Source organism: Enterobacter sp. SORGH_AS_0287 (assembly GCF_031453695.1).
Lineage (GTDB): Bacteria > Pseudomonadota > Gammaproteobacteria > Enterobacterales > Enterobacteriaceae > Enterobacter > Enterobacter ludwigii.
Window position 1 is genome coordinate 3,894,592 of sequence record NZ_JAVIZW010000001.1, and the last position, 24,360, is coordinate 3,918,951.

At 56.9% G+C, this 24,360-nt stretch carries 22 protein-coding genes; 19 read left to right on the plus strand and 3 right to left on the minus strand.

Annotated features, from left to right (window positions below):
- The first annotated feature begins 22 nt into the window (after positions 1-22).
- The 10 genes from livK (at position 23) to ugpQ (ending at position 10,023) form a co-directional block, all read left to right on the plus strand.
- Positions 23-1,132, plus strand: a complete 1,110-nt coding sequence (gene livK, locus QE396_RS18460; RefSeq protein ID WP_020884546.1) for a high-affinity branched-chain amino acid ABC transporter substrate-binding protein LivK — start codon at positions 23-25, stop codon at positions 1,130-1,132.
- A gap of 46 nt (positions 1,133-1,178) precedes the next feature.
- Positions 1,179-2,105 (plus strand): high-affinity branched-chain amino acid ABC transporter permease LivH, encoded by a 927-nt coding sequence (gene livH, locus QE396_RS18465; protein WP_020884547.1) that lies wholly within the window; start codon positions 1,179-1,181, stop codon positions 2,103-2,105.
- Positions 2,102-3,379 carry a branched chain amino acid ABC transporter permease LivM gene (gene livM, locus QE396_RS18470; protein WP_014172003.1) on the plus strand — a complete coding sequence of 426 codons (1,278 nt, stop codon included), beginning with the start codon at positions 2,102-2,104 and terminating at the stop codon, positions 3,377-3,379. Before livH ends, livM begins: the two co-directional genes overlap by 4 nt.
- Entirely contained in the window at positions 3,376-4,143 is a 768-nt protein-coding gene (gene livG / locus QE396_RS18475) for a high-affinity branched-chain amino acid ABC transporter ATP-binding protein LivG (RefSeq protein ID WP_020884548.1), read from the plus strand. Before livM ends, livG begins: the two co-directional genes overlap by 4 nt.
- A gap of 1 nt (position 4,144) precedes the next feature.
- On the plus strand, positions 4,145-4,858 hold the full coding sequence (gene livF, locus QE396_RS18480) for a high-affinity branched-chain amino acid ABC transporter ATP-binding protein LivF (protein ID WP_020884549.1): 714 nt from the start codon (positions 4,145-4,147) through the stop codon (positions 4,856-4,858).
- A 227-nt stretch (positions 4,859-5,085) separates the two neighbouring features.
- Positions 5,086-6,402 carry a sn-glycerol-3-phosphate ABC transporter substrate-binding protein UgpB gene (gene ugpB / locus QE396_RS18485; RefSeq protein ID WP_020884550.1) on the plus strand — a complete coding sequence of 439 codons (1,317 nt, stop codon included), beginning with the start codon at positions 5,086-5,088 and terminating at the stop codon, positions 6,400-6,402.
- A gap of 73 nt (positions 6,403-6,475) precedes the next feature.
- Entirely contained in the window at positions 6,476-7,363 is an 888-nt protein-coding gene (gene ugpA, locus QE396_RS18490) for a sn-glycerol-3-phosphate ABC transporter permease UgpA (protein WP_014171998.1), read from the plus strand.
- Positions 7,360-8,205: a sn-glycerol-3-phosphate ABC transporter permease UgpE gene (gene ugpE / locus QE396_RS18495; RefSeq protein ID WP_014171997.1), complete on the plus strand. Its 846-nt coding sequence runs from the start codon at positions 7,360-7,362 to the stop codon at positions 8,203-8,205. The genes ugpA and ugpE overlap by 4 nt, the downstream gene beginning before the upstream one ends.
- A gap of 1 nt (position 8,206) precedes the next feature.
- Entirely contained in the window at positions 8,207-9,277 is a 1,071-nt protein-coding gene (locus QE396_RS18500) for a sn-glycerol-3-phosphate import ATP-binding protein UgpC (RefSeq protein ID WP_020884551.1), read from the plus strand.
- Positions 9,274-10,023 (plus strand): glycerophosphodiester phosphodiesterase, encoded by a 750-nt coding sequence (gene ugpQ / locus QE396_RS18505; protein ID WP_309951986.1) that lies wholly within the window; start codon positions 9,274-9,276, stop codon positions 10,021-10,023. Before QE396_RS18500 ends, ugpQ begins: the two co-directional genes overlap by 4 nt.
- On the opposite strand, the gene QE396_RS18510 is transcribed toward ugpQ, so the two are convergent.
- Complete coding sequence (locus QE396_RS18510; RefSeq protein ID WP_020884553.1) at positions 10,004-10,390, minus strand: DUF2756 family protein; 387 nt, start codon at positions 10,388-10,390, stop codon at positions 10,004-10,006. The two genes, ugpQ and QE396_RS18510, sit on opposite strands and share 20 nt — an antisense overlap.
- Before the next feature lie 126 nt (positions 10,391-10,516).
- Between QE396_RS18510 and ggt the strand changes: the two genes are divergently transcribed.
- The gene (ggt, locus tag QE396_RS18515) at positions 10,517-12,259 is read left to right on the plus strand and encodes a gamma-glutamyltransferase (protein ID WP_044866049.1); all 1,743 of its coding nucleotides are present in this window, start codon (positions 10,517-10,519) and stop codon (positions 12,257-12,259) included.
- Between the two features lie 39 nt (positions 12,260-12,298).
- On the opposite strand, the gene yhhY is transcribed toward ggt, so the two are convergent.
- Complete coding sequence (yhhY, locus tag QE396_RS18520) at positions 12,299-12,787, minus strand: N-acetyltransferase (RefSeq protein WP_014171992.1); 489 nt, start codon at positions 12,785-12,787, stop codon at positions 12,299-12,301.
- 308 nt (positions 12,788-13,095) lie between these two features.
- On the opposite strand from yhhY, the gene QE396_RS18525 reads away from it, so the two are divergent.
- From QE396_RS18525 to gntU, 5 genes are all read left to right on the plus strand, one after another.
- Positions 13,096-14,133, plus strand: a complete 1,038-nt coding sequence (locus QE396_RS18525) for an oxidoreductase (protein WP_020884555.1) — start codon at positions 13,096-13,098, stop codon at positions 14,131-14,133.
- Positions 14,134-14,255: 122 nt separating this feature from the next.
- Complete coding sequence (locus QE396_RS18530) at positions 14,256-14,951, plus strand: pirin family protein (RefSeq protein ID WP_014171990.1); 696 nt, start codon at positions 14,256-14,258, stop codon at positions 14,949-14,951.
- Between the two features lie 100 nt (positions 14,952-15,051).
- Entirely contained in the window at positions 15,052-16,047 is a 996-nt protein-coding gene (gntR, locus tag QE396_RS18535) for a gluconate operon transcriptional repressor GntR (protein ID WP_014171989.1), read from the plus strand.
- 126 nt (positions 16,048-16,173) lie between these two features.
- Entirely contained in the window at positions 16,174-16,701 is a 528-nt protein-coding gene (gene gntK, locus QE396_RS18540) for a gluconokinase (protein ID WP_020884556.1), read from the plus strand.
- 3 nt (positions 16,702-16,704) lie between these two features.
- Positions 16,705-18,045: a gluconate transporter gene (gene gntU / locus QE396_RS18545; protein ID WP_014171987.1), complete on the plus strand. Its 1,341-nt coding sequence runs from the start codon at positions 16,705-16,707 to the stop codon at positions 18,043-18,045.
- A gap of 50 nt (positions 18,046-18,095) precedes the next feature.
- Here gntU and yhgN read toward each other — a convergent pair whose 3' ends face one another.
- Entirely contained in the window at positions 18,096-18,689 is a 594-nt protein-coding gene (yhgN, locus tag QE396_RS18550; protein ID WP_003861574.1) for an NAAT family transporter YhgN, read from the minus strand.
- A 177-nt stretch (positions 18,690-18,866) separates the two neighbouring features.
- Between yhgN and asd the strand changes: the two genes are divergently transcribed.
- The 3 genes from asd to glgX all read left to right on the plus strand — a co-directional run bounded on the left by asd (position 18,867) and on the right by glgX (position 24,357).
- Positions 18,867-19,970: an aspartate-semialdehyde dehydrogenase gene (gene asd, locus QE396_RS18555; RefSeq protein WP_014171986.1), complete on the plus strand. Its 1,104-nt coding sequence runs from the start codon at positions 18,867-18,869 to the stop codon at positions 19,968-19,970.
- Positions 19,971-20,200: 230 nt separating this feature from the next.
- A complete protein-coding gene (gene glgB / locus QE396_RS18560; protein ID WP_020884557.1) occupies positions 20,201-22,387 on the plus strand; it encodes a 1,4-alpha-glucan branching enzyme in 2,187 nt (728 codons plus the stop codon).
- Positions 22,384-24,357, plus strand: coding sequence for a glycogen debranching protein GlgX (gene glgX / locus QE396_RS18565; protein ID WP_020884558.1), 1,974 nt, complete (start codon positions 22,384-22,386; stop codon positions 24,355-24,357). The genes glgB and glgX overlap by 4 nt, the downstream gene beginning before the upstream one ends.
- Positions 24,358-24,360: the final 3 nt, after the last annotated feature.

Consider the following 24,360-nt stretch of genomic DNA (forward strand, 5'->3'; position numbering starts at 1 on the left):
CATCACGAATGGGGATTCAGAGATGAAAAGGAACGCGAAGACGTTAATCGCGGGGATGGTTGCATTGGCGATTTCGCATGCAGCCATGGCGGAAGATATTAAGGTTGCTGTAGTGGGTGCGATGTCCGGTCCTGTTGCCCAGTGGGGGGACATGGAGTTCAACGGTGCTCGCCAGGCAATCAAAGACATCAACGCCAAAGGCGGCATCAAAGGCGACAAGCTGGTTGGCGTGGAATATGACGACGCCTGCGATCCCAAACAGGCCGTCGCGGTTGCTAACAAAATCGTGAACGATGGTATTCAGTACGTGATTGGCCACCTGTGCTCGTCGTCCACCCAGCCTGCGTCTGATATCTACGAAGACGAAGGCATTCTGATGATAACCCCGGGCGCAACCAACCCTGAACTGACTCAGCGCGGTTATCAGCACATCATGCGTACTGCCGGTCTGGACTCGTCTCAGGGACCAACCGCCGCCCGATACATCCTCGACACCGTCAAGCCGACGCGCATCGCCATTATTCATGACAAACAGCAGTACGGCGAAGGCCTGGCGCGTTCCGTTCAGGACGGGCTGAAAAAAGGCGGCGCGAATATCGTCTTCTTTGATGGCATCACCGCTGGCGAGAAAGATTTCTCCGCGCTGATCGCCCGCCTGCAAAAAGAGAATATCGATTTTGTTTACTACGGCGGCTACTACCCGGAAATGGGTCAGATGCTGCGTCAGGCGCGTTCGGTCGGGCTGAAAACCCAGTTTATGGGGCCAGAAGGCGTCGGTAACGCCTCCCTGTCGAACATCGCCGGGGACGCAGGCGAAGGCATGCTGGTGACGATGCCAAAACGCTATGACCAGGATCCTGCGAACAAGGCTATCGTAGACGCGCTCAAGGCGCAGAAGAAAGATCCAAGTGGTCCGTACGTCTGGATCACCTACGCGGCGGTGCAGTCTCTGGCAACCGCGCTGGATCGCACCGGCAGCAAAGAACCGCTGGATCTGGTGAAAGATTTAAAAGCACACGGGGCGAACACCGTGATTGGGCCGCTGAACTGGGATGAGAAAGGCGATCTGAAGGGATTTGAGTTTGGTGTCTTTAAGTGGCACGCCGACGGTTCGTCCTCGGTCGCCAAATAATTATCCCACCGCCCGGACCGCCGGGCGGGTATAAAAAGGTTTGCATATGTCCGAGCAGTTTCTCTATTTCCTGCAGCAGATGTTTAACGGCGTCACGCTGGGAAGCACCTACGCGCTGATCGCCATCGGCTACACGATGGTTTACGGCATTATCGGCATGATTAACTTCGCCCACGGCGAGGTCTACATGATCGGTAGCTATGTCTCCTTTATGATTATCGCCGCCCTGATGATGATGGGTATCGACAGCAGCTGGCTGCTGGTCGCCGCCGGGTTTGTCGGCGCGATTGTGATTGCCAGCGCCTATGGCTGGAGCATTGAACGCGTGGCGTACCGGCCGGTGCGTAGCTCCAAACGGCTGATTGCGCTGATCTCCGCCATCGGGATGTCGATCTTCCTGCAAAACTACGTCAGCCTGACGGAAGGCTCGCGCGACGTGGCGCTGCCAAGCCTGTTCAACGGTCAGTGGGTGGTCGGTGCCAGCGAGAACTTCTCTGCCTCTATCACCACCATGCAGCTGGTGATCTGGGTGGTGACCTTCGTTGCGATGCTCGCCCTGACGGTCTTTATCCGCTACTCGCGTATGGGACGCGCCTGCCGTGCCTGCGCAGAAGATCTGAAGATGGCGAGCCTGCTTGGCATCAATACCGACCGCGTTATCGCCCTGACCTTTGTGATTGGGGCAGCGATGGCGGCGGTCGCGGGTGTCCTGCTGGGGCAGTTCTACGGCGTTATCAACCCGTACATCGGTTTTATGGCCGGGATGAAAGCTTTCACCGCGGCGGTCCTTGGCGGTATCGGCAGTATTCCTGGCGCGATGATTGGTGGCCTGATCCTGGGCGTGGCCGAAGCGCTCTCCTCCGCGTATCTGAGTACGGAATATAAAGATGTGGTGTCGTTTGCCCTGCTGATTCTGGTTCTGCTGGTAATGCCTACCGGTATTCTGGGTCGTCCGGAGGTAGAGAAAGTATGAAACCGATGCATTTCGCAATGGCGCTCCTCTCAGCCGCCATGTTCTTCGTGCTGGCAGGCGTCTTTATGGGCGTCCAGTTAGAGCTGGACGGCACAAAACTGGTGGTGGATACCGCCGCCGACATTCGCTGGCAGTGGATATTCATTGGCACCGCGGTCGTGTTTCTGTTCCAGATGCTGCGTCCTGTGTTCCAGAAGACGCTGAAAAGTGTCTCCGGTCCGAAATTCGTCCTGCCGGCTCTCGACGGCTCAACCGTTAAGCAGAAGCTGTTCTTCGTGGCGCTGCTGGTGGCTGCGGTGGCGTGGCCGTTTGTGGTTTCTCGCGGTACGGTCGATATCGCGACCCTGACCATGATCTACGTGATCCTCGGTCTGGGCCTGAACGTGGTGGTGGGGCTGTCTGGCCTGCTGGTGCTGGGCTACGGTGGTTTCTACGCCATCGGGGCCTATACCTTCGCGCTGCTGAACCACTATTACGGTCTCGGCTTCTGGACCTGTCTGCCGCTGGCGGGCCTGGTCTCCGCCGCGGCGGGCTTCCTGCTGGGCTTCCCGGTCTTACGCCTGCGCGGTGACTATCTGGCGATTGTGACCTTAGGCTTCGGCGAAATCGTGCGTATCCTGCTGCTCAACAACACCGAAGTGACCGGCGGCCCGAACGGGATCAGCCAGATCCCGAAACCGACCTTCTTTGGTCTGGAGTTCAGCCGTACGGCTCGCGAAGGGGGCTGGGATACCTTCAGCAACTTCTTTGGCGTGAAGTACGATCCGTCCGACCGGGTGATTTGGCTCTACCTGGTGGCGCTGCTGCTGGTGGTGCTTACCCTGTTCGTGATTAACCGTCTGCTGCGTATGCCGCTGGGCCGTGCGTGGGAAGCGCTGCGTGAAGATGAAATCGCCTGCCGTTCACTGGGCCTCAACCCGACCCGCATCAAGTTGACCGCGTTTACCATCAGCGCCGCGTTTGCCGGTTTTGCCGGTACGCTGTTTGCCGCGCGTCAGGGCTTTGTCAGCCCCGAATCGTTCACCTTTGCTGAATCTGCCTTTGTACTGGCGATTGTGGTGCTCGGCGGTATGGGCTCGCAGTTTGCCGTTATTCTGGCGGCCATTCTGCTGGTGGTCTCCCGTGAGCTGATGCGCGACTTTAACGAATACAGCATGCTGATGCTGGGTGGTTTGATGGTGCTGATGATGATCTGGCGTCCGCAGGGCTTGCTGCCGATGACCCGTCCACAGCTGAAGCTGAAAAACGGGCAAGCGAAAGGAGAGCAGGCATGAGCCAGCCATTATTATCCGTTAACGGCCTGATGATGCGTTTTGGCGGCCTGCTGGCCGTCAACAACGTGAATCTGGATCTGCACAAGAAAGAGATTGTCTCCCTGATTGGCCCTAACGGCGCGGGGAAAACCACGGTCTTTAACTGCCTGACCGGTTTCTACAAGCCGACGGGTGGCACCATCAAGCTGCGCGACCAGCATCTGGAAGGGCTTCCGGGCCAGCAGATTGCCCGCATGGGGGTGGTGCGTACCTTCCAGCACGTGCGTCTGTTCCGCGAGATGACGGTGATAGAGAACCTGCTGGTGGCGCAACACCTGCAGCTCAAAACCGGCCTTTTCTCTGGCCTGCTGAAAACCCCGGCCTTCCGCCGTGCTCAGGATGAAGCGCTCGACCGCGCCGCCACCTGGCTCGACCGTATCGGCCTGCTGCAGCATGCGAACCGTCAGGCCAGCAACCTGGCCTACGGTGACCAGCGTCGTCTGGAGATCGTGCGCTGCATGGTGACGCAGCCAGAAATCCTGATGCTCGATGAACCGGCGGCAGGGCTTAACCCGAAAGAGACCAAAGAGCTGGACGAGTTGATTGCCGAATTGCGCGATCATCATGACACCACCATCCTGCTGATTGAGCATGATATGAAGCTGGTGATGGGCATTTCTGACCGTATCTACGTGGTAAACCAGGGCATGCCGCTGGCAAACGGGACGCCGGAAGAGATCCGCAACAACCCGGACGTGATCCGTGCATACCTGGGTGAGGCATAAGATGGAAAAAGCGATGTTAACGTTCGACAAGGTTAATGCTCACTACGGCAAGATACAGGCGCTGCACGATGTCAGCCTGCATATCAATCAGGGCGAAATCGTCACCCTGATTGGCGCGAACGGTGCGGGTAAAACCACGCTGCTCGGCACCCTGTGCGGCGACCCGCGCGCCACCAGCGGGCGGATTGTCTTTGATGGCAAAGATATTACCGACTGGCAAACCGCCAGAATCATGCGTGAAGCGGTAGCGATTGTCCCGGAAGGGCGTCGCGTCTTCTCACGCATGACGGTGGAAGAGAACCTTGCGATGGGCGGCTTCTTTGCTGACCGCGACCAGTACCAGTCCCGCATCAAATGGGTCTATGAGCTGTTTCCGCGTTTGTGGGAGCGCCGTATTCAGCGGGCCGGCACGATGTCCGGTGGTGAACAGCAGATGCTGGCGATTGGCCGCGCGCTGATGAGCCAGCCGCGTTTGCTGCTGCTGGATGAACCGTCGCTCGGTCTTGCGCCGATCATCATTCAGCAGATCTTCGACACCATCGAACAGCTGCGTAAAGAGGGGATGACCATCTTCCTCGTCGAACAGAACGCCAACCAGGCGCTGAAGCTCGCCGACCGCGGCTACGTGCTGGAAAACGGCCACGTGGTGCTCTCCGATACCGGCGACGCGCTGCTGGCAAACGAAGCGGTGCGAAGCGCCTATCTCGGCGGCTAGATAAAAGCAAAAGCAAAAAGGCAACGTCAGTTGCCTTTTTTCATGCAGGGTACCAGACCGCACCGAACTTACCCCAACCGCCTTCACACAACCATCATCCGCCTGACGTTTTGTTGTCATCTCACTGTAAAGAAACAGTTATTTTTCTGTCATTCGAGCATGTCATGTTACCTCGCGAGCATAAAAACGCGTGATATCGCGCATCCGGCACAATAAGAGAGATGACAATGACATCGTTACGACACACAGCTTTGGGTCTGGCAATGGGGCTGACTTTTGCGGCGAACGCAATGGCTGTCACCACCATTCCGTTCTGGCATTCCATGGAAGGGGAGTTGGGTAAAGAAGTTGACTCCCTGGCGCAGCGTTTCAACGACACCCATCCGGATTACAAAATTGTGCCGGTGTACAAAGGTAACTACGAGCAGAGCCTGAGCGCGGGCATTGCCGCTTTCCGTACCGGTAATGCACCTGCGCTGCTTCAGGTTTACGAAGTCGGTACTGCGACCATGATGGCCTCTAAAGCCATTAAACCGGTCTACGAAGTGTTTAAAGACGCAGGTATCAACTTCGACGAATCGCAGTTCGTGCCGACCGTGGCGGGTTACTACACCGATTCCAAAACCGGTCATCTGTTGTCTCAGCCGTTTAACAGCTCCACGCCGGTGCTGTACTACAACAAAGACGCCTTCAGGAAAGCCGGTTTAGATCCGGAACAACCGCCAAAAACCTGGCAGGATCTGGCGGCGTACACCGCTAAGCTGAAAGCGGCGGGGATGAAGTGCGGCTACGCCAGCGGCTGGCAGGGCTGGATCCAGATTGAAAACTTCAGCGCCTGGCACGGCCTGCCGGTGGCCACCAAAAACAACGGCTTCGACGGCACCGACGCGGTACTGGCGTTCAACAAGCCAGAGCAGGTGAAGCACATCGCTCTGCTTGCCGATCTCAACAAGAAGGGCGATTTCAGCTACTTCGGGCGTAAAGACGAATCCACCGAGAAGTTCTACAACGGTGACTGTGCGATTACGACCGCCTCTTCCGGCTCTCTGGCGGATATCCGTCATTACGCAAAATTCAACTACGGCGTAGGCATGATGCCTTACGACGCTGACGTGAAAGGTGCACCGCAGAACGCCATCATCGGTGGGGCGAGCCTGTGGGTCATGCAGGGCAAAGACAAGGGCACCTACAAGGGCGTGGCCGAGTTCCTCGACTTCCTGGCGAAGCCAGAGAATGCCGCCGAATGGCATCAGAAAACCGGCTACCTGCCTATCACCACGGCCGCGTATGACCTGACCCGCGAGCAGGGCTTCTACAGCAAAAACCCGGGCGCGGATATCGCGACGCGTCAGATGCTCAACAAGCCGCCATTGCCGTTCACCAAAGGCCTGCGTCTGGGGAACATGCCGCAGATCCGTACCATCGTAGATGAAGAGCTGGAAAGCGTGTGGACCGGGAAGAAAACCCCACAGCAGGCGCTGGATTCTGCGGTAGAGCGCGGTAATCAGCTGCTGCGCCGCTTTGAGCAATCAACAAAGTCTTAATCATTTTACCCTCATCCTGTCCCTCTCCCTGTGGGAAGGGCTGGGATGAGGGCTACCTACGCTGAGCTAAACTATGTCCTCATCCCGTCCGGTGTTCCGTTCGCGCTGGCTGCCGTATTTGCTGGTCGCGCCGCAGCTGGTCATCACCGTTATCTTCTTTATCTGGCCTGCGGGCGAGGCGCTCTGGTACTCGGTACAAAGCGTCGATCCGTTTGGGCTTTCCAGCCAGTTTGTCGGGCTGGACAACTTTACCGCGCTGTTCCATGACAGCTATTACCTCGACGCCTTCTGGACGACCATGAAGTTCAGCGCGCTGGTCACTGTCAGCGGCCTTGTCGCATCGCTCTTTTTCGCGGCGCTGGTGGATTACGTGGTGCGCGGCAGCCGTCTGTATCAGACGCTGATGCTGCTACCTTACGCCGTGGCGCCTGCCGTCGCCGCCGTGCTGTGGATCTTCCTGTTTAACCCAGGGCGCGGGCTGATTACCCATTTCCTGGCGGAGTTCGGCTACGACTGGAACCACGCCCAGAACAGCGGTCAGGCGATGTTCCTGGTGGTCTTCGCGTCGGTGTGGAAACAGATCAGCTACAACTTCCTGTTCTTCTTTGCTGCGCTGCAGTCTATTCCGCGCTCGCTGGTTGAAGCCGCGGCGATTGATGGTGCAGGGCCGGTCCGTCGTTTCTTTAGGCTGTCACTGCCGCTGATTGCCCCGGTGAGTTTCTTTCTGCTGGTGGTCAACCTGGTTTACGCCTTCTTCGACACCTTCCCGGTGATCGACGCCGCCACGGCCGGTGGCCCGGTGCAGGCCACGACGACGCTTATCTATAAGATCTATCGCGAAGGCTTTGCCGGTCTGGATCTCTCGGCATCCGCCGCCCAGTCGGTCGTGCTGATGTTCCTCGTCATCCTTCTCACGGTAGTGCAGTTCCGTTATGTCGAAAGTAAGGTGCGCTACCAATGATCGAGAACCGTCGCGGGCTGACGATGTTCAGCCACACCATGCTGATTTTGGGCATCATCGTTATTCTGTTCCCGCTGTACGTGGCCTTCGTTGCCGCCACGCTGGACACCAAAGCGGTGTTTGATACGCCGATGACGTTGATCCCAGGCGGGCATCTTTTCGAAAACATGAAAACCATCTGGACCCAGGGCGTGGGCGCTAACAGCGCGCCATTCTGGCTGATGATGCTGAACAGCTTCATCATGGCGTTCGGTATTACGGTGGGCAAAATCACGGTGTCGATGCTCTCGGCCTTCGCCATCGTCTGGTTCCGCTTTCCCCTGCGTAACCTGTTCTTCTGGATGATCTTCATCACCCTGATGCTGCCGGTCGAAGTGCGTATCTTCCCGACGGTGGAAGTGATCGCCAACCTGAAGATGCTGGACAGCTACGCAGGTTTAACCCTGCCGCTGATGGCCTCGGCCACCGCCACCTTCCTGTTCCGCCAGTTCTTTATGACCCTGCCGGACGAGCTGATTGAGGCCGCGCGTATTGACGGTGCCTCGCCGATGCGCTTCTTCCGTGACATCGTGCTGCCGCTGTCGAAAACCAACCTTGCGGCGCTGTTTGTCATCACCTTTATCTACGGCTGGAACCAGTATCTGTGGCCGCTGCTGATTATTCAGGACGTCAATCTTGGCACCGCCGTGGCGGGCATCAAAGGCATGATCGCCACCGGTGAAGGCACCACGCTCTGGAATCAGGTGATGGCGGCGATGCTGCTCACCCTTATCCCCCCGGTCGTTATCGTTTTAGCCATGCAACGTGCGTTCGTGCGTGGTTTAGTGGACAGTGAGAAATAAGATGGCAGGTTTAAAATTACAGGCAGTGACCAAAAGCTGGGACAACAAAACCCAGGTCATTCAGCCGTTAACGCTCGACGTGGCGGACGGGGAATTTATCGTGATGGTTGGCCCGTCAGGCTGCGGCAAATCAACGCTGCTGCGCATGGTTGCCGGGCTTGAACGTGTGACCAGCGGCGATATCTGGATCGATCGCCAGCGCGTGACCGAGATGGAGCCGAAGGACCGGGGCATCGCGATGGTGTTTCAGAACTACGCCCTTTACCCGCACATGAGCGTGGAAGAGAACATGGCCTGGGGGCTGAAAATCCGCGGGATGGGCAAAAGCCATATCGATGAGCGCGTGAAAGAGGCGGCGCGTATTCTGGAGCTGGATGGCCTGCTCAAGCGTCGTCCGCGTGAACTGTCCGGCGGACAGCGCCAACGCGTGGCGATGGGGCGCGCCATTGTGCGTGACCCTGCGGTGTTCCTGTTCGACGAGCCGCTCTCAAACCTTGATGCCAAGCTGCGCGTGCAGATGCGCCTTGAGCTGCAGCAGCTGCACCGTCGTCTGAAAACCACCTCCCTGTATGTGACGCACGATCAGGTGGAAGCGATGACCCTCGCCCAGCGCGTGATGGTGATGAACAAAGGCGTCGCCGAACAGATTGGCACCCCGGTGGAGGTATACGAGAAACCGGCCTCCCGCTTTGTGGCGAGCTTTATTGGCAGTCCGGCGATGAACCTGCTGGAAGGGCGGATCAGCAGTGCCGGTACGCACTTTGAGCTGGAAAGTGGGATGGCGCTGCCCGTAAACGGGTACTATCGTGGCTATGCCGGGCGTAAGATGACGCTCGGTATCCGCCCGGAACATATTGGGTTAACCTCACAGGCGGAAGGCGGCGTGCCGCTGGTCATGGACACGCTGGAGATGCTGGGGGCTGACAACCTGGCGCACGGACGTTGGGGTGAACAAAAAATGGTGGTGCGTCTGGCCCATCAGGAGCGCCCTAAAGCAGGCAGCACGCTGTGGCTGCATCTGCCGGAAAATCACCTGCACGTATTCGACGGTGAAACAGGACAACGTATATGAGTAACTGGCCTTATCCCCACATCGTCGCCCACCGGGGCGGCGGTAAACTGGCGCCGGAAAACACACTGGCGGCTATCGATATGGGCGCGCATTACGGTCACACGATGATCGAGTTCGACGCCAAGCTATCGAAAGACGGCGAGATTTTCCTTCTGCATGATGACAACCTCGAACGCACCAGCAATGGCTGGGGCGTGGCGGGAGACCTGCCGTGGCGCGATCTGCTGAACGTCGACGCCGGAAGCTGGTACAGCAGCGCGTTCAAAGGCGAGCCGCTGCCGCTGCTGGCAGAAGTGGCCGACCGCTGTCGCCTGCACGGCATGATGGCCAATATCGAAATCAAACCAACCACCGGCACCGGGCCGCTCACAGGTAAAGTCATTGCGCTGGCCGCGCGTGAGCTGTGGGAGGGCATGACGCCACCCCTGCTGTCGTCGTTTGACATTGATGCCCTGGAGGCGGCGCAGGCGTCCGTTCCGGCGTTGCCGCGCGGACTGCTGCTCGACACGTGGCGTGATGACTGGCGTGAGCTGACCAGCCGTTTAGGGTGTGTGTCGATTCACCTGAACCACGCGCTGCTGGATGAGGCGCGGGTAAAAATGTTGAAAGAGGCGGGGCTGCATATCCTGGTCTATACCGTCAACAAACCCCAGCGCGCGGCGGAGCTGCTGCGCTGGGGGGTGGACAGTATCTGTACCGATGCGATTGACGTGATCGGCCCGAACTTTAATTCTGCGAAGAATTAAGCATCCCGCCATTCGACGGTGACTGGGACGGCAGCATATGCTGCTGTCCGCTGCCCGACGAGGTCATCCCGCCCAGCATCCCGCCGTTCGGGTTAGGCAGCGGCTGCTCACGCACCTGACCCTGCTGTATGCGCTGGGTGTTGGTGTTCATCTGGTTTTGCAGGCTTTGCTGCTGCATCTGGGTCTGCGTTTTCAACTGCTGGTTTAGCATCCCTTTCTGCTGTTGCTGTTGGCTCATCATTTCCGTTTGCATACGCTGCTGGCTTGGAATGACGTAGCCCTGCTGGTTCGGGTTGTTCATCGTATTGAGTGGCTGTGCGAGCGCGGCAAACGGAAGCAGCGCCGTAAGAATCAGTAAGCGTTTCATTGTCATCTCCTTCTTTTGAGGCTTCTTTTAAGTTTACCCTGATTTCACCATGACGATGATTTTTTAGGAGTTGTGAACCAGGCTTAAGCGGGGAATATGGCCCTCTTCACCTGGAGAACAATAATGATGAAACCAACGTTTTTGCGCTGGATAGCGATCGCCGCGCTGATGGCAGGCGGCACATTTAGCGTGGCGGCCAACCCGCCAGCGGCTCCGCCAGTTTCGTACGGCGTGGAGGAAGATGTTTTTCATCCCGTGCGGGCAACGCAGGGTATGGTGGCGTCGGTGGATGCGCTGGCAACGAAAGTGGGCGTCGATATTCTCCGGCAGGGCGGTAATGCGGTGGATGCGGCAGTCGCGGTGGGCTATGCGCTGGCGGTGACGCATCCGCAGGCGGGGAACCTGGGCGGCGGCGGCTTTATGATGCTGCGGACCAAAGACGGCAAAACCACCGCCATCGACTTCCGTGAGATGGCCCCCGGACAGGCTTCCCGCGATATGTTCCTTGACGATCAAGGCAACCCGGACAGCAAAAAATCCCTGACCTCGCATCTCGCCTCCGGTACGCCGGGCACCGTCGCAGGCTTCTCCCTGGCGCTGGAAAAATATGGCACCCTGCCGCTCAACAACGTGGTACAGCCTGCGATTAAGCTCGCCCGCGAAGGTTTTGTGGTGAATGACGCCCTGGCTGACGATCTTAAAACCTATGGCAGCGAAGTGATTCCGAATCACGAAAACAGCAAGGCTATCTTCTGGAAAGACGGTGAACCGCTGAAGAAGGGCGATAAGCTGGTGCAGAAGAACCTGGCGAAAAGTCTGGAGCTGATTGCGGAGCACGGCCCGGATGCGTTCTATAAAGGGGCGATTGCCGATCAGATTGCCGAAGAGATGCAAAAGAACGGTGGGCTTATCACCAAAGCGGATCTCGCGGAGTACAAGGCCGTCGAGCGTGAGCCGATTCACGGAAGCTATCGCGGCTATGACGTTTTCTCGATGCCACCGCCGTCTTCCGGCGGCATTCACATCGTGCAGATCCTCAACATTCTTGAAAACTTCGATATGCACAAGTTCGGCTTCGGCAGTGCGGATGCCATGCAGGTGATGGCAGAGGCGGAAAAACGCGCCTACGCCGACCGTTCAGAATACCTGGGCGACCCGGACTTCGTGAAGGTGCCGTGGCAGGCGCTGACCAATAAAGCCTATGCCAAATCGATTGCTGATGAGATTGACATCAACAAGGCCAAACCGTCGAGCGAGATCCGCCCGGGCAAGCTGGCACCGTATGAGAGCAACCAGACCACCCACTTCTCGGTGGTGGATAAAGACGGTAACGCGGTGGCGGTGACCTATACCCTCAACACCACCTTTGGTACAGGCATCGTGGCAGGCAATAGCGGGATTCTGCTCAATAACGAGATGGATGACTTCTCGGCCAAACCGGGCGTGCCGAACGTCTACGGGCTGGTGGGTGGGGATGCGAATGCGGTCGGACCGAAGAAGCGTCCGCTGTCGTCCATGTCGCCTACCATCGTGGTCAAAGACGGTAAAACCTGGCTGGTGACAGGCAGCCCTGGCGGCAGCCGTATTATCACCACGGTGCTGCAGATGGTGGTGAACAGCATCGACTTTGGAATGAATGTCGCCGAAGCGACGAACGCACCACGTTTCCATCATCAGTGGCTGCCGGATGAGTTGCGCGTTGAGAAGGGCTTTAGCCCGGACACCTTAAAACTGCTGGAGCAGCGCGGGCAGAAGGTGGCGCTGAAAGAGGCAATGGGCAGCACCCAGAGCATTATGGTCGGCCCGGACGGCACGCTGTTTGGGGCCTCGGATCCGCGTTCGGTGGATGATTTGACGGCGGGGTTCTGATTTTATTGCCCGGTAAGCGTCGCGTTACCGGGCAATTTATCACTTCAGCCGCGCCATGTAATACGCGTCCACATAGTCGCCGTTACGCAGGGCGAAGTTCCTGCCGGTCCCTTCGATTTCAAACCCAAACTTCTTATACAGCGCCAGTGCCGCAGGGTTATCCGCAAAAACCGTGAGCTCAATGCGTTCAATGCGCAACCAGTTGTCGCAGAGATTGACCATTTCGCGCATGAGCGCACGACCCACACCGCGTCCCTGTACATCAGCGGCCACGCTAATGCCGAACGTTGCAACGTGGCTGCGGCGGGGATTTTCCATCACATCGAGTGCCATATGGCCAACCACTCGCTGGTCCAGACAGGCGACGAGATGCCGTCTTCCCGGTTTCGTCGCGACCCGGTCATGCCACATATCCATTGAGGGATGGGGAAGTTGTAGCGTGTCGTGATACACCCCAGGATGCGACATAATGTCACGTAGCGCTTCTGCATCGCGGGCTTCGATATGGCGTATCACAATCTCACTCATTCCTTCATCCTCAGTCAGTTAAACGTCCATTCCAACATCAGTGAGATTAAAATTTGAGTCAACTGCTAATTTTTGCAAAAAAGATTGGACAAGTGCGAATGAGAATGATTATTATTGCTCTGCGTTCAGGAAGACCCCTACGGGAACCTGAAAGCACGACATTGCTCACATTGCTTCCAGTATTACTTTAGCCAGCTTTACGCTGGCTTTTTTTTGTCTTTTTTCGCCCGCTCCCCATGGAAGAGGGCTGGGGTGAGGGCAAAACTTGCGCTATGGTTGCACTCAGTAACCTTAAAAAGGACTGAGCCATGACATTACATTGCGCATTTATTGGATTTGGCAAAAGCACCACGCGTTACCACCTTCCGTATGTTCTCAACCGCAAAGACAGCTGGCACGTTGCCCATATCTACCGGCGTCGCGCGAAGCCGGAAGAGCAGTCTCCCCAGTACTCCCATATTCATTTCACCTGCGATCTTGATGAGGTCCTCAACGATCCGCAGGTCAAACTGGTGATTGTCTGTACCCATGCTGACAGCCATTTCGAGTACGCAAAACGCGCGCTGGAGGCGGGCAAAAACGTGCTGGTGGAAAAGCCGTTTACCCCGACAATGGCAGAGGCGAAAACGTTGTTTGACCTGGCGAAGCGCAAAGGGCTGACCGTCACGCCGTACCAAAACCGCCGCTTTGACAGCTGCTTCCTGACGGCAAAAAAAGTGATTGAGAGCGGTAAACTGGGTGACATCGTCGAGATTGAAAGCCACTTTGATTACTACCGTCCGGTGGCCGAAACGCATCCCGGCCTGCCGCAGGATGGCTCATTCTATGGTCTGGGCGTGCATACGCTCGATCAAATCATCTCTCTGTTTGGCCGACCGGACCACATGGCGTACGATATCCGCAGCCTGCGCAACAAAGCCAATCCGGATGACACCTTCGAAGCCCAGCTGTTTTACGGCGACCTGAAAGCCATCGTCAAAACCAGCCATCTGGTGAAAATTGACTACCCGAAATTTATCGTTCACGGCACCCGAGGCTCGTTTATCAAGTACGGTATCGACCAGCAGGAGACCAGCCTGAAGGCGAACATTATGCCCGGCGACCCGGGGTTTGCGGCGGATGACTCCGTGGGCGTGCTGGAGTACGTCAACGCAGAGGGCATCACCGTTAGAGAGGACGTGAAACCCGAAGCGGGTGACTACGGACGCGTTTACGATGCGCTGTATGAGACCCTGACTAACGGTGCGCCCAATTACGTCAAGGAATCTGAAGTTATGACCAATCTCGAACTCCTTGAACGGGCCTTCGAACAGGCCTCTCCTGCCACGATAACCCTCGCCAGATAAGAAAACATGACTCCTCTTTGCTTGTTCTAAATTTTTGAACAGAGGAGTCAATTTTCACCCTCTATGATCCCAGGCCGTTTGCGTCCACACTTACTCCATCGAAACGAACTGAGGGTGAAACAATGATCTACTTACGCAAAGCAAACGAACGTGGTCACGCGAATCATGGCTGGCTGGACTCATGGCATTCATTCTCGTTTGCTGACTACTACGACCCGAACTTTATGGGCTTCTCCGCACTGCGCGTCATTAACGATGACGTGATTGATGCAGGCCAGGGCTTCGGTACCCACCCGCACAAAGACATGGAAATCCTGACGTATGTGCTGGAAGGGGCGGTTGAGCACCAGGACAGCATGGGCAACAAAGAGCAGGTTCCGGCGGGCGAGTTCCAGATTATGAGTGCGGGTACCGGGGTGCGTCACTCTGAATACAACCCAAGCAAAACGGAAAAACTGCACCTGTATCAAATCTGGATCATTCCGGAAGAAACCGGCATCACCCCGCGCTACGAACAGCGCCGCTTTGATGCTAAACAGGGCAAACAGCTGGTGCTCTCTCCGGATGCGCGTGACGGTTCGCTGAAAGTGCACCAGGATATGGAACTGTACCGCTGGGCGCTGGCAAAAGACGAACAGTCTGTCCATCAGATTGCCGCTAACCGCCGCGTCTGGATCCAGGTGGTGAAAGGCGAGGTGTCTATTAACGGCACGAAAGCTACCACGGCGGATGGTCTGGCAATCTGGGATGAGCAGGCACTGTCCGTGCATGCCGACAGTGAAAGCGAAATTCTGCTGTTTGATCTGCCACCGGTGTAATAAATCATAAATAAATGCCCATCCTTCCCTTTGACAGGGGAAGGATGGGCTTTGTCCGTGATAAACTGAGCAAATCTATCACTTACGATTTCTCAGGACGATGAAAAAGAAACGCCCCGTACTTCAGGATGTAGCCGATCGCGTCGGTGTGACCAAAATGACGGTCAGCCGGTTTTTACGTAACCCGGAGCAGGTTTCCGTGGCGTTGCGTGGCAAGATTGCCGCTGCCCTCGATGAACTGGGGTATATCCCTAACCGCGCCCCCGATATTCTTTCGAATGCGACCAGCCGCGCGGTTGGCGTCCTCCTGCCTTCCTTAACCAACCAGGTTTTTGCCGAGGTGTTGCGCGGCATTGAAAGCGTGACCGATGCCTTTGGCTATCAGACCATGCTCGCTCACTATGGGTACAAGCCGGAACTGGAAGAAGAACGTCTTGAGTCCATGCTCTCCTGGAACATCGACGGTCTGATTTTAACCGAACGTACTCACACCCCCCGTACGCTAAAAATGATTGAAGTGGCAGGCATTCCGGTGGTGGAGCTGATGGACAGCCAGTCGCCGTGTCTCGATATTGCGGTGGGCTTTGATAACTTCGAAGCGGCACGCCAGATGACGGCGGCCATCATCGCCCGCGGCCATCGGCATATTGCCTACCTGGGTGCACGTCTGGATGAACGTACTATCATCAAACAGAAGGGATACGAGCAGGCAATGCTCGACGCCGGTTTAACACCGTACAGCGTGATGGTTGAGCAGTCTTCATCCTATACGTCGGGTATTGAGCTGATGCGTCAGGCACGACGCGAGTATCCGCAACTGGACGGTATTTTCTGTACCAACGATGACCTTGCGGTCGGTGCAGCGTTCGAATGCCAGCGTCTGGGGCTGAAGATCCCCGAAGATATGGCGATTGCCGGTTTCCACGGCCACGACATCGGCCAGGTGATGGAACCCCGTCTGGCGAGCGTCCTGACACCGCGTGAACGTATGGGCCGTATTGGCGCAGAACGCCTGCTGGCGCGCATACGTGGCGAGACGGTGACGCCGAAAATGTTAGATTTAGGTTTCACCTTGTCACCGGGTGGATCTATTTAAGCTGACAAATTTGAAGTGGGTCACACTTATTCACTTCGCGCACGTTTGGATATTGCTTCTCTTTTGCCCCGGCAGGACAATGTTACCGATAACTGTTACCCGTAACAATTGACTGAGGGACACCCTTTGAGCACGACTAATCATGATCACCACGTTTACGTCCTGATGGGCGTTTCCGGTAGCGGTAAATCTGCCGTGGCCAGCGAAGTGGCGCATCAACTTCATGCGGCGTTTCTTGATGGCGACTTCCTCCATCCGCGCAGCAATATCATGAAAATGGCCTCCGGCGAGCCGCTGAACGATGACGACCGCAAACCGTGGTTGCAGGCGCTGAATGACGCCGCGTTCGCGATGCAGCGTACCAACAAGGTCTCCCTGATCGTCTGCTCCGCGCTGAAAAAAACCTACCGCGACCTGCTGCGTGACGGCAACCCGAACCTCTCTTTCATCTACCTGAAAGGCGATTTCGAGGTGATTGAGAGCCGTCTGAAGGCGCGTAAAGGCCACTTCTTCAAAACCCAGATGCTGGTGACGCAGTTCGAAGCGTTGCAGGAGCCGGGTGACGATGAGAAAGACGTCTTAGTGGTTGATATCGATCAGTCACTGGAGGGTGTTGTTGCCAGCACCATCGAGGTCATTAATAAAAGGCAGTAAGTTTTGAGTACATTAACGCTAGTTTTAACAGCAGTTGGTTCCGTATTGCTGCTGCTGTTTTTAGTGATGAAAGCGCGTATGCATGCTTTCGTTGCCTTAATGGTGGTGTCTATTGGTGCAGGTCTCTTTTCCGGTATGCCGCTCGATAAGATCGCAGCGACGATGGAAAAAGGGATGGGAGGCACGCTGGGTTTCCTGGCCATTGTGGTCGCGCTGGGCGCGATGTTTGGCAAGATCCTGCATGAGACGGGCGCAGTCGACCAGATTGCCGTCAAAATGCTCAAATCCTTCGGACACAGCCGTGCGCACTACGCTATTGGCCTCGCCGGTCTGATTTGTGCGCTGCCGCTGTTCTTCGAAGTGGCCGTGGTGCTGCTGATTAGCGTGGCGTTCTCGATGGCGCGCCATACCGGAACTAACCTCGTGAAGCTGGTGATTCCGCTGTTTGCGGGCGTGGCGGCTGCGGCGGCGTTCCTGCTGCCTGGGCCTGCGCCGATGCTGCTGGCTTCTCAGATGCACGCCGATTTTGGCTGGATGATCCTGATTGGCCTGTGTGCAGCGATCCCGGGAATGATTATTGCCGGCCCGCTGTGGGGCAACTTCATCAGTCGTTACGTTGAGCTTCACATTCCGGATGACGTCACCGAGCCGCACCTTGGCGAAGGCAAAATGCCGTCCTTCGGTTTCAGCCTGGCGCTGATCCTGCTGCCGCTGGTGCTGGTGGGGCTGAAAACCATCGCCGCGCGTTTCGTGCCGGTGGGGTCTACCGCGTACGAATGGTTTGAGTTTATCGGCCACCCGTTCACCGCGATCCTGGTGGCGTGTCTGGTGGCGATGTACGGCCTGGCGATGCGCCAGGGCATGCCGAAAGACAAAGTGATGGAAATCTGCGGCCACGCGCTGCAGCCTGCGGGTATCATTCTGCTGGTGATCGGTGCCGGCGGCGTGTTCAAACAGGTGCTGGTGGATTCCGGCGTGGGTCCGGCGCTGGGCGAAGCCCTGACCGGCATGGGGCTGCCCATTGCGGTGACCTGTTTCGTACTGGCTGCGGCGGTGCGTATCATCCAGGGCTCTGCGACGGTGGCATGTTTAACCGCCGTGGGTCTGGTGATGCCGGTGATTGAACAGCTTAACTACTCCGGTGCCCAGATGGCCGCGCTCTCAATCTGTATTGCGGGCGGTTCGATTGTGGTGTCACACGTCAACGACGCCGGCTTCTGGCTGTTCGGTAAATTTACCGGTGCGACCGAAGCGCAAACCCTGAAAACCTGGACGCTGATGGAAACCATCCTCGGCACGACGGGTGCCATTGTCGGGATGATTGCGTTTACGCTGCTGAGTTAAACCCGGCTAAAAGCAAAAGGACAACGTGAGTTGTCCTTTTTTGTTTTTACCTAGCCCTTCATCCACGCGCGGATCCCGTCCAGGAACATCTGCGTTGCCATCATCACCAGAATCAACCCCATCAGGCGCTCCAGCGCGTTTACGCCTTTCTCACCCAGCAGGCGCAGGAACAACGACGACTGCAGCAGAATGATAAACGTCCCGCCCCAGGCAATCAGCAAGGCAATCACCAGATGGCTCATCTGATTGGGGTACTGATGCGACAGCAGCATCAGCGTTGCCAGAATCGTCGGTCCGGCGACAAGGGGAATCGCCAGCGGCACAATAAACGGCTCTTCCCCCGCGGGCAGGCCGCTGCTGCTGCCTTCGGCGCTCGGGAAAATCATCTTAATCGCTATCAGGAACAGGATAATCCCACCGGAAATCGAAACCGTTTCGGCACGCAGATTCAGGAAGGCGAGGATTTTCTCACCGGCAAACAGGAAGATGAACATCACCAGCAGCGCGATAAGCAGCTCGCGGATCATGATCGCCCGACGGCGTTTGGGTTCGGTGTGCTTCAGCACCGACATGAAGATAGGCAGGTTGCCCAGAGGATCCATTATCAGGATCAATAAAACCGCCGCGGATATGATTTCACTCATTAAAATTATCCCTGAAACTCTCTATGGTTATTATGATGATTAGCGCTATTTCTGATTGGCGGGCCATCATCGATTAATTTCGCTTGCGACTTTGGCAGCATTTTGTAATGTGAAGCATATCCCAGTTGAATACTGGTTTGCACAATCAGCACACACCCTCTGCAGGAAAAAAATGCTATGAAAAACGTTGGTTTTATCGGCTGGCGCGGTATGGTCGGCTCTGTTCTCATGCAACGCATGGTTGAAGAGCGCGATTTTGACGCCATCCGCCCGGTCTTCTTCTCCACTTCCCAGCTCGGCCAGGCTGCACCTTCTTTTGGCGGCAGCACCGGTACGTTGCAGGATGCTTTCGATCTGGAAGCGCTGAAGGCACTCGACATTATTGTCACTTGCCAGGGCGGCGATTATACCAACGAAATTTATCCAAAGCTGCGTGAAAGCGGCTGGCAGGGCTACTGGATTGATGCGGCGTCTTCACTGCGCATGAAAGACGATGCCATCATCATTCTCGACCCGGTCAACCAGGACGTCATCACCGACGGCCTGAACAACGGCGTAAAAACCTTTGTCGGCGGTAACTGCACCGTCAGCCTGATGCTGATGTCCCTCGGCGGCCTGTTCGCACAGGACCTGGTGGAGTGGGTCTCCGTGGCGACTTACCAGGCCGCGTCCGGCGGCGGTGCGCGTCATATGCGCGAGCTGCTGACGCAGATGGGCCAGTTGCACCACAGCGTTGCGACCGAGCTGGCAAATCCGGCCTCCGCTATTCTCGATATCGAGCGTAAAGTCACCGAGCTGACCCGCAGCGGCGAGCTGCCGGTGGATAACTTTGGTGTACCGCTGGCCGGTGGTTTGATCCCGTGGATCGACAAACAGCTGGATAACGGCCAGACCCGCGAAGAGTGGAAAGGTCAGGCTGAGACCAACAAAATACTCAATACCGCGAACACCATTCCAGTTGACGGTCTGTGCGTACGTATCGGCGCGCTGCGCTGCCACAGCCAGGCCTTCACGATTAAACTGAAAAAAGATGTGTCGATTCCGACCGTGGAAGAGCTGCTGGCTGCACACAACCCGTGGGCGAAAGTGGTTCCAAACGATCGCGACATCACCATGCGTGAATTGACCCCGGCTGCCGTCACCGGCACGCTGACCACCCCGGTGGGTCGTCTGCGTAAGCTGAACATGGGGCCGGAGTTCCTTTCTGCATTCACCGTCGGCGACCAGCTTCTGTGGGGCGCAGCCGAGCCGCTGCGTCGCATGCTGCGCCAGCTGGCGTAATAATTTGTTAAACCCCGGGGGTGATTTTCACCCCCTTTTCCGCGTACTACATGGAGTAAAACGCATATGTCTTATTTTTTATCAGGAGTCATTTAGAGCGTTGGCTATGCTTTAAGGAAGAGTTATTTCTTACCTGAGGTTAGGACGGGGCTGAGAGGATGCCCGTTCAGGTCACATTAAAGTCGTCCCAGGCGCTAAAAAAGGACGACATAAAAAACAGGATGAATACCATGTCCGATCGTGTGGATAGAGACGTGATTAATGCGCTTATTGCGGGTCATTTTGCCGACCCCTTTTCCGTACTGGGGATGCACCGTACCGAGGCCGGGCTGGAAGTCCGGGCACTGTTACCGGATGCCACAGAAGTGTGGGTTATCGAACCCAAAACCGGCCGCAAGGTCGGCAATCTGGAATGCCTCGATTCTCGTGGCTTCTTTTCGGGCGTAATGCCCCGTCGTAAAAACCCTTTTCGTTATCAGCTTGCCGTTATCTGGCATGGTCAGCAAAATCTCATCGATGATCCCTACAGCTTTGGGCCTCTTTTACAGGAGATGGACGCGTGGCTGCTGTCTGAAGGTACCCACCTGCGACCTTATGAAACGCTGGGTGCCCATGCCGATACGATGGATGGCATCACCGGCACGCGGTTTGCCGTGTGGGCGCCTAACGCCCAGCGAGTTTCCGTTGTCGGCCAGTTCAACTACTGGGATGGCCGTCGTCACCCGATGCGTCTGCGCCGTGAAAGCGGTATCTGGGAGCTGTTTATCCCCGGCGCGCACAACGGCCAGCTGTATAAATTCGAGATGATCGATGCGCACGGCAAGCTGCGTATTAAGTCCGACCCGTACGCCTTCGAAGCGCAGATGCGTCCGGAAACCGCGTCAATGATTTGCGGCCTGCCGGAAAAAGTTGTCCAGAGTGAAGAACGCAAGCAGGCCAACCGCTTTGATGCGCCAATCTCCGTCTACGAAGTGCATCTCGGTTCCTGGCGTCGCCATACCGATAACAACTTCTGGCTCAGCTACCGGGAGCTTGCCGACCAGCTGGTTCCGTACGCGAAATGGATGGGCTTTACCCACCTTGAGCTGCTGCCAATTAATGAACACCCGTTCGACGGAAGCTGGGGTTATCAGCCGACCGGGATGTACGCCCCGACGCGTCGCTTCGGCACGCGCGATGACTTCCGCTATTTTATCAATGCCGCGCACGCCGCCGGGTTAAACGTGATCCTCGACTGGGTGCCGGGCCATTTCCCGTCCGATGATTTTAGTCTTTCAGAGTTTGACGGCACTAAGCTGTACGAACACAGCGACCCGCGCGAAGGCTATCATCAGGACTGGAACACGCTGATCTACAACTACGGTCGTCGTGAAGTGGCAAACTACCTCGTGGGCAATGCGCTGTACTGGATTGAGCGCTTTGGCATTGATGCCCTGCGCGTTGATGCCGTGGCGTCGATGATCTACCGCGACTACAGTCGCAAAGAAGGCGAGTGGATCCCGAACGAGTATGGCGGCCGTGAAAACCTGGAAGCGATTGAGTTTCTGCGCAACACCAACCGTATTATCGGCGAGCAGGTAGAAGGTGCGGTGACGATGGCGGAAGAGTCCACCGACTTCCCTGGCGTCTCCCGTCCACCGTCAACCGGCGGACTGGGGTTCTGGTACAAATGGAACCTGGGGTGGATGCACGACACGCTCGACTACATGAAGCTGGATCCCGTCTACCGTCAGTATCACCATGACAAACTCACCTTCGGGCTGCTCTACAACTACACCGAGAACTTCATGCTGCCGCTGTCGCATGACGAAGTGGTGCATGGCAAAAAATCCATTCTCGACCGCATGCCGGGCGATGCATGGCAGAAGTTCGCCAACCTGCGCGCCTACTACGGCTGGATGTTCGCCTTCCCGGGTAAAAAACTGCTGTTTATGGGCAATGAGTTCGCCCAGGGGCGCGAGTGGAACCACGACACCAGCCTCGACTGGCATCTGCTGGAAGGGGGCGACAACTGGCACCACGGCGTACAGCGTCTGGTGCGGGACCTGAACCTGACCTACCGTCACCACAAAGCCCTGCATGAGCTTGATTTTGACCCGTACGGTTTCGAGTGGCTGGTGGTGGATGACCATGAGCGCTCGGTGTTTGTCTTTGTGCGACGGGATAAAGCCGGCAACGAAATTATCGTCGCCAGCAACTTTACCCCTGTACCGCGCCATCATTATCGTTTCGGGATTAACCAGGCCGGCAAGTGGCGTGAAATCCTGAACACCGATTCCACGCACTACCACGGCAGCAATGCCGGTAACGGCGGTCTGGTGCAAAGCGATGCCATTGAGAGCCACGGACGACCGAATTCCCTGAGCCTTACGCTACCGCCGCTCAGCACCATCTGGCTGATCCGGGAGGGGGAATGACCCAGCTTACGGCAGGTAAACCCGAACCGCTCGGGGCACATTTTGATGGAAAGGGGGTGAATTTCACGCTCTTTTCTGCCCATGCGGAGCGGGTTGAACTGTGCGTATTTGACGGCGAGGGTAATGAACATCGTTACGACCTGCCGTCTCGCACAGGAGATACCTGGCACGGCTACCTGGCCGGGGGACGGCCAGGAATGCACTACGGCTATCGCGTACACGGCCCGTGGGCACCTGCGCAGGGGCACTGGTTTAACCCGGCGAAGCTGCTGATCGATCCGTGTGCGCACCGCGTGGATGGCGAGTTTAAAGACGATCCTATTTTCCATGTCGGCTACGGTGAACCCGACCACCGCGACAGCGCCCCCGTGGCGCCTAAAAGCGTGGTGGTGAACGATCTCTACGACTGGGAAGACGATGCCCCGCCGCGCACGCCGTGGGGCAACACCGTTATCTACGAGGCGCATGTTAAAGGGCTGACGTATCTGCATCCGTCAATCCCGAAAGAGATGCGCGGCACCTACCAGGCGCTCGGTCATCCGACCATGATTGCCTACCTCAAGCACCTCGGGATCACGGCCCTGGAACTGTTGCCCGTCGCGCATTTTGCCAGTGAACCTCGTCTGCAGCGGCTGGGGCTCAGTAACTACTGGGGCTACAACCCGCTGGCGATGTTTGCGCTCGAACCCCGCTATGCCGCTCATCCGGACAAGGCGCGGGACGAGTTTCGTGATGCGGTAAAGGCGCTTCATGCGGCAGGCATTGAGGTCATTCTGGACGTGGTGCTGAACCACAGTGCGGAAAGCGATCTCGATGGACCGACGCTCTCCATGCGCGGAATTGATAACCGTAGCTATTATTGGATCAGGGACGATGGCGATTACTTCAACTGGACCGGTTGCGGTAACACGCTCAATCTCAGCCACCCGGCGGTCATGCATTTCGCGTATGAATGCCTGAAGTACTGGGTGGACACGTTCCACGTCGACGGTTTTCGTTTTGATCTGGCACCCGTTATGGGGCGTACGCCGGCCTTCAGCCAGCAGGCGCCGCTGTTTGAAGCGATCAAAAACTGTCCGGTGCTGTCACAGGTGAAGCTCATTGCCGAGCCGTGGGACATCGGTGAAGGGGGTTATCAGGTCGGGAATTTCCCGCCCCTGTTTGCCGAGTGGAACGATCATTATCGCGATGCCGAGCGCCGCTTCTGGCTGGAACGGAATCTGTCGCTGGGGGAGTTCGCCGGACGCTTTGCCGGGTCCAGCGATCTTTTTAAGCGCGATGGCAAACGACCGTCTGCGACGATCAACCTGCTGACGGCGCACGACGGTTTTACGCTCCGGGACTGCGTTTGTTTCAATCAGAAACACAATGAAGCGAACGGCGAGGAGAATCGCGATGGCACTAACAATAACCATAGCTTCAATCATGGTATAGAAGGGTTAGGCGGAAGCCTTGATGTTATCGAGCGGCGACGCGCAAGCGTGCATGCGCTGCTGACAACGCTGTTATTGTCGCAGGGCACGCCGATGCTGCTGGCAGGCGATGAACATGGTCACAGTCAGCATGGTAACAACAATGCGTATTGCCAGGACAACACGTTGACCTGGCTCGACTGGGGTGAAGCGAACAGCGGGTTGATTCACTTTACCGCTGCGCTGATCCATCTTCGCCAGCAAATTCCCGCGCTCACCGCCGATCGCTGGTGGGAAGAGGGCGACGGTAATGTCCGCTGGCTGAATCAAGACGCGCAACCCTTAAGCGCGCAAGAGTGGCAACACGGCGTACCACGCCTGCAAATCCTGCTTTCGGAGAGGTGGCTGGTCACGCTGAACGCGACGGATGACGTCGCTGAGATTGTTTTACCTGACGGGGAATGGCGCGCTGTTCCCCCATTTGCCGGAGCGGATAATCCGGTAGTAATGGCTGTCTGGCACGGGCCTGCGCACGGAGTGTGCGTATTCCAAAGATGATAA

Excerpts from the sequence above, each read along its gene's own strand:
- livK (WP_020884546.1), top strand. The coding sequence starts at position 23 with ATGAAAAGGAACGCGAAGACGTTAATCGCGGGGATGGTTGCATTGGCG.
- livH (WP_020884547.1), top strand. The coding sequence starts at position 1,179 with ATGTCCGAGCAGTTTCTCTATTTCCTGCAGCAGATGTTTAACGGCGTC.
- livM (WP_014172003.1), top strand. The coding sequence starts at position 2,102 with ATGAAACCGATGCATTTCGCAATGGCGCTCCTCTCAGCCGCCATGTTC.
- livG (WP_020884548.1), top strand. The coding sequence starts at position 3,376 with ATGAGCCAGCCATTATTATCCGTTAACGGCCTGATGATGCGTTTTGGC.
- livF (WP_020884549.1), top strand. The coding sequence starts at position 4,145 with ATGGAAAAAGCGATGTTAACGTTCGACAAGGTTAATGCTCACTACGGC.
- ugpB (WP_020884550.1), top strand. The coding sequence starts at position 5,086 with ATGACATCGTTACGACACACAGCTTTGGGTCTGGCAATGGGGCTGACT.
- ugpA (WP_014171998.1), top strand. The coding sequence starts at position 6,476 with ATGTCCTCATCCCGTCCGGTGTTCCGTTCGCGCTGGCTGCCGTATTTG.
- ugpE (WP_014171997.1), top strand. The coding sequence starts at position 7,360 with ATGATCGAGAACCGTCGCGGGCTGACGATGTTCAGCCACACCATGCTG.
- QE396_RS18500 (WP_020884551.1), top strand. The coding sequence starts at position 8,207 with ATGGCAGGTTTAAAATTACAGGCAGTGACCAAAAGCTGGGACAACAAA.
- ugpQ (WP_309951986.1), top strand. The coding sequence starts at position 9,274 with ATGAGTAACTGGCCTTATCCCCACATCGTCGCCCACCGGGGCGGCGGT.
- QE396_RS18510 (WP_020884553.1), bottom strand. The coding sequence starts at position 10,390 with ATGAAACGCTTACTGATTCTTACGGCGCTGCTTCCGTTTGCCGCGCTC.
- ggt (WP_044866049.1), top strand. The coding sequence starts at position 10,517 with ATGAAACCAACGTTTTTGCGCTGGATAGCGATCGCCGCGCTGATGGCA.
- yhhY (WP_014171992.1), bottom strand. The coding sequence starts at position 12,787 with ATGAGTGAGATTGTGATACGCCATATCGAAGCCCGCGATGCAGAAGCG.
- QE396_RS18525 (WP_020884555.1), top strand. The coding sequence starts at position 13,096 with ATGACATTACATTGCGCATTTATTGGATTTGGCAAAAGCACCACGCGT.
- QE396_RS18530 (WP_014171990.1), top strand. The coding sequence starts at position 14,256 with ATGATCTACTTACGCAAAGCAAACGAACGTGGTCACGCGAATCATGGC.
- gntR (WP_014171989.1), top strand. The coding sequence starts at position 15,052 with ATGAAAAAGAAACGCCCCGTACTTCAGGATGTAGCCGATCGCGTCGGT.
- yhgN (WP_003861574.1), bottom strand. The coding sequence starts at position 18,689 with ATGAGTGAAATCATATCCGCGGCGGTTTTATTGATCCTGATAATGGAT.
- asd (WP_014171986.1), top strand. The coding sequence starts at position 18,867 with ATGAAAAACGTTGGTTTTATCGGCTGGCGCGGTATGGTCGGCTCTGTT.
- glgB (WP_020884557.1), top strand. The coding sequence starts at position 20,201 with ATGTCCGATCGTGTGGATAGAGACGTGATTAATGCGCTTATTGCGGGT.
- glgX (WP_020884558.1), top strand. The coding sequence starts at position 22,384 with ATGACCCAGCTTACGGCAGGTAAACCCGAACCGCTCGGGGCACATTTT.